General features: G+C 61.7%; 12 protein-coding genes. 11 read left to right on the top strand and 1 reads right to left on the bottom strand.

All coding sequences use genetic code 11. The features are described from left to right. Positions 1-138 precede the first annotated feature (138 nt). Genes DA373_RS09045 through DA373_RS08995 form a run of 11 tightly spaced genes read left to right on the top strand, consistent with a single transcriptional unit; the run spans position 139 to position 9,170 of the window. Positions 139-1,092, top strand: coding sequence for a YbgA family protein (locus tag DA373_RS09045; protein WP_107851990.1), 954 nt, complete (start codon positions 139-141; stop codon positions 1,090-1,092). Continuing rightward, positions 1,082-1,921: a MerR family transcriptional regulator gene (locus tag DA373_RS09040; RefSeq protein ID WP_107851989.1), complete on the top strand. Its 840-nt coding sequence runs from the start codon at positions 1,082-1,084 to the stop codon at positions 1,919-1,921. Before DA373_RS09045 ends, DA373_RS09040 begins: the two co-directional genes overlap by 11 nt. Next, entirely contained in the window at positions 1,899-3,308 is a 1,410-nt protein-coding gene (gene phrB / locus DA373_RS09035; protein WP_107851988.1) for a deoxyribodipyrimidine photo-lyase, read from the top strand. The genes DA373_RS09040 and phrB overlap by 23 nt, the downstream gene beginning before the upstream one ends. Then, positions 3,305-3,727 (top strand): nuclear transport factor 2 family protein, encoded by a 423-nt coding sequence (locus DA373_RS09030; RefSeq protein ID WP_107851987.1) that lies wholly within the window; start codon positions 3,305-3,307, stop codon positions 3,725-3,727. Before phrB ends, DA373_RS09030 begins: the two co-directional genes overlap by 4 nt. Next, the gene (locus tag DA373_RS09025) at positions 3,724-4,452 is read left to right on the top strand and encodes an SDR family NAD(P)-dependent oxidoreductase (RefSeq protein ID WP_107851986.1); all 729 of its coding nucleotides are present in this window, start codon (positions 3,724-3,726) and stop codon (positions 4,450-4,452) included. Before DA373_RS09030 ends, DA373_RS09025 begins: the two co-directional genes overlap by 4 nt. After that, positions 4,449-5,696, top strand: coding sequence for an NAD(P)/FAD-dependent oxidoreductase (locus tag DA373_RS09020; RefSeq protein WP_107851985.1), 1,248 nt, complete (start codon positions 4,449-4,451; stop codon positions 5,694-5,696). Before DA373_RS09025 ends, DA373_RS09020 begins: the two co-directional genes overlap by 4 nt. Continuing rightward, positions 5,693-6,412 (top strand): DUF1365 domain-containing protein, encoded by a 720-nt coding sequence (locus DA373_RS09015; RefSeq protein ID WP_107851984.1) that lies wholly within the window; start codon positions 5,693-5,695, stop codon positions 6,410-6,412. The genes DA373_RS09020 and DA373_RS09015 overlap by 4 nt, the downstream gene beginning before the upstream one ends. Before the next feature lie 10 nt (positions 6,413-6,422). Continuing rightward, positions 6,423-7,673 carry an SAM-dependent methyltransferase gene (locus tag DA373_RS09010; protein WP_107851983.1) on the top strand — a complete coding sequence of 417 codons (1,251 nt, stop codon included), beginning with the start codon at positions 6,423-6,425 and terminating at the stop codon, positions 7,671-7,673. A 2-nt stretch (positions 7,674-7,675) separates the two neighbouring features. After that, the gene (locus DA373_RS09005) at positions 7,676-8,155 is read left to right on the top strand and encodes a DUF2878 domain-containing protein (RefSeq protein WP_107851993.1); all 480 of its coding nucleotides are present in this window, start codon (positions 7,676-7,678) and stop codon (positions 8,153-8,155) included. A gap of 6 nt (positions 8,156-8,161) precedes the next feature. Further along, positions 8,162-8,644: a chalcone isomerase family protein gene (locus tag DA373_RS09000; RefSeq protein WP_107851982.1), complete on the top strand. Its 483-nt coding sequence runs from the start codon at positions 8,162-8,164 to the stop codon at positions 8,642-8,644. Between the two features lies 1 nt (position 8,645). Further along, a complete protein-coding gene (locus tag DA373_RS08995) occupies positions 8,646-9,170 on the top strand; it encodes a DUF3833 domain-containing protein (RefSeq protein ID WP_107851981.1) in 525 nt (174 codons plus the stop codon). Between the two features lie 65 nt (positions 9,171-9,235). Here the strand turns inward: DA373_RS08995 and yfbR are convergent, their stop codons facing one another. Continuing rightward, the gene (yfbR, locus tag DA373_RS08990; RefSeq protein WP_107851980.1) at positions 9,236-9,829 is read right to left on the bottom strand and encodes a 5'-deoxynucleotidase; all 594 of its coding nucleotides are present in this window, start codon (positions 9,827-9,829) and stop codon (positions 9,236-9,238) included. Positions 9,830-9,894 lie beyond the last annotated feature (65 nt).

Below are 9,894 nucleotides of genomic sequence, written 5' to 3'. Positions count from 1 at the left end.
TTCGCCTTAGTCTGGTGGGCTCGGATATGTGTATAAGGGGCAGGTCCCCAGTCCCCCTGAAATTTTTCTTGTACAACCTTGATCAACTTGTACAACCAAGGCTATGGTAAACACATTGGTTGTACAAGAGGGTTGGCAATGTACAAGTTTGATCCCCATGTCATTAAACTCGGTATCAGTGGCTGCCTGACGGGCCAGAAAGTACGCTTTGACGGCGGCCACAAGCGTTCCGACTTCTGCACCGAAGAGCTGGCAAAGTTTGTGGAATTTGTGCCGGTATGCCCGGAAATGGCCATTGGCCTGGGTACGCCGCGGCCCAGTATCCGGCTGATTGGCGGGGAAGGGGAGGTAATTGCCCAGACCGCCAGGGGCCAGGATGTAACCGAAGCGCTGCGGGACTACGGCCGCCATATGGCGGCGCAGTTCGAGGGCCTGAGCGGCTATGTGCTGTGCGCCAAGTCCCCCAGCTGCGGCATGGAGCGGGTGCGGGTGTACCACGAAAGCGGCAAGGGCAACGCCAAGGAAGGGGTGGGCATTTATGCCGCCGAAATCATGCAGGCGCTGCCCCTGCTGCCCTGTGAGGAAGACGGCCGGCTTAACGATCCCGTGCTGCGGGAAAACTTTGTGACCCGGGTGTACGCCCTGCACGACTGGCAGTGTCTGCTGCACAAGGGGCTGACGCCGTCCCGTCTTATCGCCTTTCACAGCCGCTACAAGTATCTGCTGATGGCCCATCACAGAGACAGCTATCAGGAGCTGGGCCGGCTGGTGGCGGATCTGTCGGACGACCCGGAACAACGGGCAGATGAATACATACACCGGCTGATGCAGACCCTGGCCCACCGTGTCAGCCGCAAGGGCCATACCAATGTGCTGCAGCACCTGCAGGGCTACTTCAAGCGCCAGTTAACCCCCCGACAGCGGCAGGAGCTGGCCAGCACCATTCACCAGTACCGGGAAGGCATATTGCCGCTGCTGGCGCCCATTACCCTGTTGCGTCACTACCTGGAGGAATACCCCAACGACTACCTGCGCCAGCAGGTGTATCTCAACCCTCACCCGGAGGCATTGCGACTGCGTTATGGCATCTGAGCCCCAGTATCCGATTCGTGAAGTGTCCCGCCTGACCGGCATTAACCCGGTTACCCTGCGGGCCTGGCAGCGCCGCTACGGCCTGCTCAAGCCGGCCCGCACCGACAAGGGCCACCGGCTGTATTCCGACGAGGATATCGCCCTTATCCGGCAAATTCTGCACTGGGTTGAGCAGGGGGTCAGTATCGGTCAGGTCAAGGGGCTGCTGAGCAGTGCGCAGCCGGTGAAAGCCGGCTCCAACTGGGAGCAGGCGCACCACCGGCTGCTGACCGCAGCCTGTGAGCTGAATCTGGGCCGGCTGGAAGTGGAGCTGAACGAGCTGGCCAGCCTGTATCCGGCCGAGCTGTTGTTGCGCCATGTGATTGAGCCCTGGCTGGTCAGCCTGACCCGGCTGGAACGGCCCGATGCCCAGCTGATTGAACAGAGTGCATCGTTCCTGCTGGCCCGGGTGCTCACTCAGCTGCTGACCATCAAGACCGGCCCGCGCATTGCCGTGGCCAGGGCAGGACAGGGGCATGGGCTTGGTGGTCTGCTGACCTGCTATGAGCTGCAGGGGCTGGAATGCCGCAGCTTGGAGCTGGGAGTGCTGGAGCCGTTACAGCTGCCACTGGCGGCCCAGCGGCTGAAGTGTGACGCCCTGGTGGTGGTGCTGGGAGGCGGCCTGACCCAGAGCTGGTTCACTGAGCGGGCTCATTGCTGGCCCGAACAGTGTTTCTTTACCGGCGAGCTGGGACGCGTATATGCCGAGCAGGGCTGGCTGAACCTGCCCCATGAAAACACCGTCAGTGAGATTGCGAGGAAGCACGATGCGGTATTTGGTGTGGTTTAGAAACGACTTGCGGGTGGCCGATAACCCGGCGCTGCATGCCGCCATGAATGAGGGCGACAGTGTGTGTGCTGTGTATATCGACTGTCCCGGTCAGTGGCGGGAACACGGCAACAGCCCGCTGCAGCGTGACTTTCTGCGTCGTAACCTGCAGGCACTGGCGGAACGGCTGGCGGCGTTGGGGGTGCCTTTTGAGATACTGGTATGCGACCGTTTCGATGATGTGCCGGATCTGCTGGCCGGCTGGGTCAGGGAGCACAACATTGACGCCCTCTATGCCAACCGGGACATCGGTATCAACGAGCGCCGCCGCGACAAGGCGGTGCAGCAGGCCCTGAATATTCCCTGCCGGGTCTTTAACGGCGACTGCGTGATGAACCACGGCAGCATCACTACCCAAAGCGGTGACATGTACAAGGTGTTTACGCCCTTTTCCAAGGCCTGGCTGAGTGCGCTCAAGGCCCAAGGCTACCGGTTATTACCGGTGCCTGAGGCGCTGAACGACGCCTGTGAACCGGCCGGTATTGCTCTGGCTGGGGACATGAAAGACAGCAGTGCCTGGCCTGCCGGCGAGCAGGCGGCACAGCAGGCTCTGGCGCGTTTTTGCGCCGGGCATCTGCTCGATTACGGCGAGCAGCGGGATTTTCCCGCGGTGGAGGGCACCAGCCGGCTGTCACCGTATCTGGCCCTGGGGGTACTGTCCCCCAACCAGTGCCTGGCGGCCATTGAAAGCGAGCTTGGCAGTCTGCCTCTGGGGCGGGGCGAGCGGGGCTTTGTCTGGCTGAACGAGATCATCTGGCGGGAGTTTTACCGTCACCTGCTGGTGGCGTTTCCCCGTCTGTCCATGGGCCGGGCTTTCAAGGAAGAAACCGAGGCGCTGCAGTGGAGCCGGGACGACGAGGGTTTTCAGGCCTGGTGCGAGGGCCAGACCGGCTATCCCATTGTGGATGCGGCCATGCGCTGCCTCAGGGAAACCGGCTGGATGCACAACCGGCTGCGCATGATAGTGGCCAGCTTTCTGACCAAGGATCTGCATCTCGACTGGCGCCGGGGCGAAGCCTGGTTTATGGCCAACCTGATAGACGGCGAGCTGGCCGCCAATAACGGTGGCTGGCAGTGGGCGGCGGGTACCGGCGCCGACGCCGCGCCCTATTTCCGCGTATTCAACCCGGTGACCCAGAGCGAGCGCTTTGATGCCAACGGAGACTTTATTCGTCGCTGGGTGCCGGAGCTGAAAGAGGTGCCGGCCAGACATATTCACGCTCCTCACGACTGGCTCAGGGAGCGGGGGCGCGAGCAGGATTATGTGCCGCCCCTGGTGGATCATGCCCGCGCCCGCCAGCACGCCATTGCCATGTTTGACGCCCTGAAGGACAAGGAGGACGCATGAGTCCGGCCCTGAACGCCTTTTGCCATCTGTACCGCAGCCTGTCTCCCGGCGAGCTGCAAGGGCTGCGTGGCGTGTATTCAAAGGATGTGCTGTTTGCGGATCCGGCTCATGACATTCGCGGCATCGAGGCGCTGGTGGCCTACTTTGAAGGGTTGTTTACCCGGGTGCAGCAGTGCCGGTTCGACATTATTCAGGTGATGGAGCAGGACGGCGAAGCCTATGTACGCTGGGAGATGCACTTTGTTCACCCTCGTCTCAATGGCGGCCGGCCGGTGACGGTGCCGGGCGTCAGTCATTTGTGTTTTGCCGACAGCATTTATTACCACAGAGACTTCTTTGATCTCGGCGCCATGCTCTATGAACAGCTGCCGCTGCTGGGCAAGGGGATTCGGGCACTGAAACGGAGGCTGAATTCATGAACAGAGTACTGATCACCGGGGCCAGCTCCGGCATTGGCCTGCAACTGGCACAGGATTATTTATTCGAGGGCTGGCAGGTGGTGGCGTGCGGCCGCAGCCACGACAAGCTGGCTCAGGTATTGTCCGGTGAGCGGGTGGAATACGGCGTGTTTGATATCAATGACCGCGATGCCGCCGCCGGCGCCTTGAGTGAGGTGGCGCCGGTGGATCTGGCCATTCTCAACGCCGGCACCTGCGAGTATGTGAACGATGCCCATGCCTTTGACGCCGAACTGTTTGAGCGGGTGGTGCAGGCCAACCTGATTGGCACCGGCAACTGCGTGGCGGCGGTGCTGCCCCGCATCAAAACCGGCGGCCGGCTGGCGCTGGTCAGCTCCTCGGTGACCTTTGTTCCCCTGACCCGGGCCGAAGCCTACGGTGCTTCCAAGGCCGGCGTTGATTATCTGGCCCGTACTCTGGCGGTGGATCTGAATGCCGCCAGGGTGGCCGTCAGCCTGATCCGGCCGGGGTTTGTGGACACCCCCCTGACCCGAAAGAATGACTTTCCCATGCCAGGACGGGTCAGCCCTGAGCAGGCCAGCCGGGCCATACGCCGGGGGCTGGCGCGGGGCAGGAGTGAAATCACCTTTCCCACCGGCTTTATTGCCACCCTGAGATTGCTGTCCTGGCTGCCGCACGGGCTGTGGCTGAGTCTGGCCCGGCGCATGAAAAAGGAGCAGGCATGAGCAGCATTGCAGTCATCGGCAGCGGCATCGCCGGCCTGACCTCGGCCTGGCTGCTGAGCCGGCAGCACAGGGTGACCCTGTTCGAGGCCAATGATTATCTGGGCGGCCACACCGCCACCGTGGACGTGACCCTGAATGGCCGCCGTCACGCCGTGGACACGGGATTTATCGTGTTCAACGACCGCACCTATCCGCGGTTTCAGCAGTTGTTGGCCAAAGCCGGCGTTGAGGCCCGCCCCACGGAAATGAGCTTCAGCGTGCAGCAGTCAGCCACCGGGCTGGAATACAACGGCCATACCCTCAATACCCTGTTTGCCCAGCGCAGCAATCTGGTGAACGGGCGCTTTTACGGTTTTTTGCTGGAAATCCTGCGTTTCAACCTGCTGTGCAAGCGGGAGCTGAAGGAAAACACCCTGAGCGGGCAGGACACCCTGGGCGGGTTTCTGGCTCGGCACGGCTTTTCCGACTTTTTTGCCGGCCATTATGTGCTGCCCATGGTGGCGGCCATCTGGTCATCGTCCCTGGCCGACAGCCGGGACTTTCCCCTGGCCTTTTTTCTGCGCTTTTTCAACCACCACGGCCTGCTCAATCTGGTGGACCGGCCCCAGTGGTACGTGGTGAAGGGCGGCTCGCGCAGCTATATTCCGGCGCTGGTGCAGGGCGTGCAGCAAGTGCGGCTGAACAGTCCGGTGCAGTCGGTGCGGAGAGTGGATGGCGGTGCTGAGGTGACCACGGCGGCCGGTACCGAGCGGTTTGACGAGGTGATCCTGGCCTGCCACTCGGATCAGGCGCTGGCCATGCTGGCCGATGCCACCGCGGCCGAGCGTGAGGTGCTGGGGGGGCTTGCCTACCGCGACAATGAGGTGGTGCTGCATACCGACACGCGCCTGCTGCCCACCGAGCGCCGGGCCTGGGCCAGCTGGAACTATTACCTCGACGGCGGCGAGCAGGCGCTGCCGGCGGTAACCTACAACATGAATATTCTGCAGGGTATAGAAGCCGAGGAGACCCTGTGCGTGACCCTGAACCGCACCGACGCCATCGATCCGGCCCGCATTCTGCGCCGTTTTCGCTATGCCCATCCGGTGTACAACCACGCCGCCATTGCCGCTCAGGCCCGGCGCGGTGAGATCTGCGGCCGGCACCATACCCATTTCTGCGGCGCCTACTGGTACAACGGCTTTCACGAAGACGGGGTGCGCAGTGCGCTGGATGTGTGCGAACGCTTTGGAGTCAGCCTGTGAGCCTGAACAGCGCCATCTATACCGGCGTGGTGCGCCATCGCCGTTATCAGCCCAGAGCCCATGCCTTCAGCTATGGCCTGTACATGCTGGCGCTGGATCTGGACGAGCTGCCCCGGCTCGCCGCCGCCAGCCGCTGCTTTGCCCTTGAAGGCTTTGCGCCCCTGAGTTTTCGCCGTGGCGACTACCTGGGTAACGCGCACACGCCGCTCAAGCAGGCGGTGCTGGAAGAAGTGGCTCACCTGGGCGGCCATACCGACGGTCTTGAGCGGGTGCTGATGCTGGGCCAGGTGCGCTGTTTCGGCCTTTATTTCAGCCCGGTAAACCTGTTTTTCTGTTACCGGGGCACCGAGGCCCGCTATCTGCTGGCGGAGGTGCGCAACACCCCCTGGAATGAGCGCCACTGTTATCTGGTGGATCTGGCCCGGCCCGGCCCCACCGACAAGGCCTTTCATGTTTCTCCCTTTATGGGCATGGCCATGCAGTATCACTGGCGCATATCACCGCCGGCGAAACGGGCCCTGGTGCATATTGAAAACCGCAACCCCGAGCTGCTGTTTGATGCCACCCTGGCACTGCGCCGCCGGCCCTTTAATGCCCATGCGCTGCGAATGGCGTTGCGGCAGTGGCCGGTGATGACCCTGACGGTGATGCGCGGCATTTACTGGCAGGCGCTGAAACTGTTGTTAAAACGCATTCCCTATCACTCACACCCTTAAGGATGCCAAGATGGAGACGACACTGACTCAAGCCGCCCCCCGCCGCCTGGATCGCTGGGCCCGCAGTCTGGCATTTTCCTTGTTGTCCGGCCTGAAGCATGCCGGCCTGACCATTCAGGACGGCGACGATACCTTCTTTTTCGGTGAGCCTGAAGCCGGTATTCAGGCCAGCGTGCGGGTTCATGATCCCCGTTGTTATCGCCGGCTGATCACGGGAGGCAGCATAGGGGCTGCCGAATGCTGGGTGGAAGGCGGCTGGCACAGCCCGGATCTGACCGCCCTGACCCGGTTGTTTGCCCGCAATATGGAGGTACTGGACCGGCTGGAGCGGCGTCTGGGCTGGCTGACCTGGCCCTGGCACCGTCTGGCACACAGGCGCAACCGCAATTCAAAAACCGGCAGCCGGGCCAATATTGCCGCTCATTACGATCTGGGCAACGACATGTACCAGCTGTTTCTGGATCCGTATATGCAGTACTCCTCGGCGGTGTTTCCCGACGTCAATGCCAGCCTGGAGCAGGCTCAGGAGCACAAACTGCGACTGATTTGCGAGCGGCTGGCGCTGAAACCGGACGATCATCTGCTGGAGATCGGCACCGGCTGGGGCGGACTGGCCTGCTATGCAGCCCGTCACTATGGCTGCCGGGTGACCACCACCACCCTGTCCCGGGAGCAGTTTGAACACGCTCAGGCCCGGGTGAGGCAGCAGGGCCTGGAAGACAGGGTGACCCTGTTGCTGAAGGACTACCGGGATCTGAGCGGTCAGTATGACAAGCTGGTGTCGGTGGAGATGATAGAAGCCGTGGGGCACGAATATCTGCCTGTGTATTTTAACACCCTGAACCGTTTGCTCAGGCCCCACGGCCGCTTGCTGATCCAGGCCATTACCATTGCCGATCAGCGTTATGAGCAATACCGCAAGGGCGTGGATTTTATTCAGCGTTATATCTTTCCCGGTGGCTGTCTGCCTTCGGTCAGTGAAATGACCCGCCACCTTAGGGAGCAGACCGACATGACGCTGGTGCGGCTGCATGACTATGGCCGGGACTATGCCGAGACCCTGCGGATCTGGGCCGAGCGCTTTCGCCGGGCCGAGCCGGAGCTGGCGAGACTGGGGTATGGAACTGATTTTCAGCGGCTGTGGGCCTATTACTTCGCTTACTGCGAAGGCGGCTTTCGGGAAGGCACCATTGGTCTGGCCCATTTTGAGGCGGTGAAACCGGAAGCCCGGCGATGCTGTCGGGATCACAGGACCGGCTGATCATGTCGAAATGGCAATGGACCCAGCTGCTGGCCTTTGAAGGCTTCTGGCTGCTGGCGGTAGCCGGACAAAATGCCTGGGCCTGGCTCACCACCGGCCTGTTGCTGGTGCACTTTGCCTTTACCCCCAGCCGGGGGGCCGATGTGCGGGTGCTGTGGCTGGCAGCCCTGGGGATGGCGGTGGACGGCCTGCTTACCCTGACCGGCGTATTTGCCTTCAGCCACTGGCCGCTGTGGCTGGGGCTGTTATGGGTGGGCTTTGTACTGACTCTGGGGCACAGCCTGGTGTGGCTCAGGCGCTTTTCCTGGCTCTGGCTGGCGCTGACCGGTGCCGGGGCAGGGGCCAGCTCTTATATTGCCGGCTGGAAACTGGAGGCGGTGGTACTGCCTCTGGGGTTCTGGCCTTCGGCGCTGATCCTGGCGCTGATCTGGTCGGGCTTGCTGCCGCTGCTGGTGGTGCTTGACCAACGACTGCGGAGGTAGCAAATCATGAAAAAGCTCTGTTGCATGCTGTTGCTGATGGTGTCATCGGCCTGGGCCAGCCCGGTGTCTGATCTCACTCTGGTGGGGCAGGGTAAAATGAGCTGGCTGTTCTGGGATCTGTACCACGCCCGTTTCTACAGTGAAGATGGCCGTTATCAGGCCAACCGCTTTCCTCAGGCGCTGTCGCTGCGTTATCAACGCAATATCGACAAGGAGGACCTGCTCACCGCCACGGTGAAGGAGTGGCAGCGGCTGGGAGTAAACTGGAAGCCGGAATGGCCTCAGCAGCTGGAGCGCTTGTGGCCATCGGTGCGGACCAATGACGAGCTGGTGCTGAGGGTGGATGAAAACGGCGCCAGCCGGTTTTACTTCAACTGGCGGTTGCTGGGCAGCATCGACGACCCGGCCTTTGCTCCCGCCTTTCTGGCGATCTGGCTGTCCACCGACAGCCGGGATCCGGCCCTGACCCGACAGCTCAAAGGAGGCTGACATGAAACTTCTGCTGATGGCGCTGACCCTGCTGCTGACGTCCTGCAGCAGCCAGATTGCCGACTATGAAAACACCACGCCGGCGCTGGAGCTGGACCGGTTCTTCAACGGTGAGCTGGTGGCCTTTGGCATGGTGCAGGACAGATCCGGCCGGGTGTTGCGGCGCTTCAGGGTGGACATGGTGGCCAGCTGGGAAGGCAACAAGGGCGTGCTGGAAGAAGACTTTGTGTACGATGACGGCGAGCAGCAGCGCCGGGTCTGGTATCTGGAAAAACACCCCGACGGCCGCTATACCGGCACCGCCGATGACGTGGTCACGCCCGCCGAAGGCCGCACTCAGGGCTATGCCCTGAACTGGCGCTATACCCTGGCGGTGCCGGTGGACGGCAAGGTCTGGGACATCGACTTTAACGACTGGATGTATCTGCTCGACGAAAACCGCCTGATCAACCGGGCCGAGATGACCAAGTGGGGCTTTAAGGTCGGTGAAGTCACCCTGTGGATGGAGCGTAAAACTGCTTTGTGAGGAGAGAGGGGGGAAGAGTGAGGGGATAAACTTTACCCCTCACCCCTCACCCCTCACAGTGTTACTCAAAACCCCGGGGTGGAAATCTCATCCAGCGACAGGGAAAAGCTGGGCACGAACACCTCCAGAAAATACCGAATTTCGTCGTTCATGCGCTCATCCAGCATGGCGGTGAGGCGCTCCCGGGCCTTGGCGAATTCCCGGTTGCCCGCCGACAGCTCTTCCTCGCACTTGAGATAGGCGCAGAGAATGTCGGCAGACTTCACCAGCCGGGCGTAGTCATCCTCAACATGGCCGCACAGCAGCGGCTCAAAGGCCGGCTGCAGCTCGGCAGGCAGCATGGCCAGCAGGCTTTGCTCGGCGTTTTGCTCAATGGCCTTGTAGGCGGTGGCCATCTCCCGGTTGAAATATTTCACCGGGGTGGGCAGATCGCCGGTGAGCACTTCACTGGCGTCGTGATAGAGCGCGCGCAGGGCGGCGGTGCCCGGATCCAGTCTGCCTTCAAAGAGGGTGTTTTTAATCACCGCCAGGGCGTGGGCCACCATGGCCACCTGCAGGCTGTGCTCGGCCACGTTTTCGGGATCGGTATTGCGCATCAGCGGCCAGCGCTGAATAAGCTTCATGCGTGCCATCTGGGCAAAAAAGTGACTGCGGTTCATGATGTTACCTCATGAGGTTTGCGGGGCTTGCCGTTATAATGGCATCACAATTATCAATGGAGAAG

Origin of the sequence: Oceanimonas marisflavi (assembly GCF_003049725.1) — a bacterium.
Lineage (GTDB): Bacteria > Pseudomonadota > Gammaproteobacteria > Enterobacterales > Aeromonadaceae > Oceanimonas > Oceanimonas marisflavi.
This window is presented reverse-complemented; position numbering and strand designations above follow the sequence as displayed.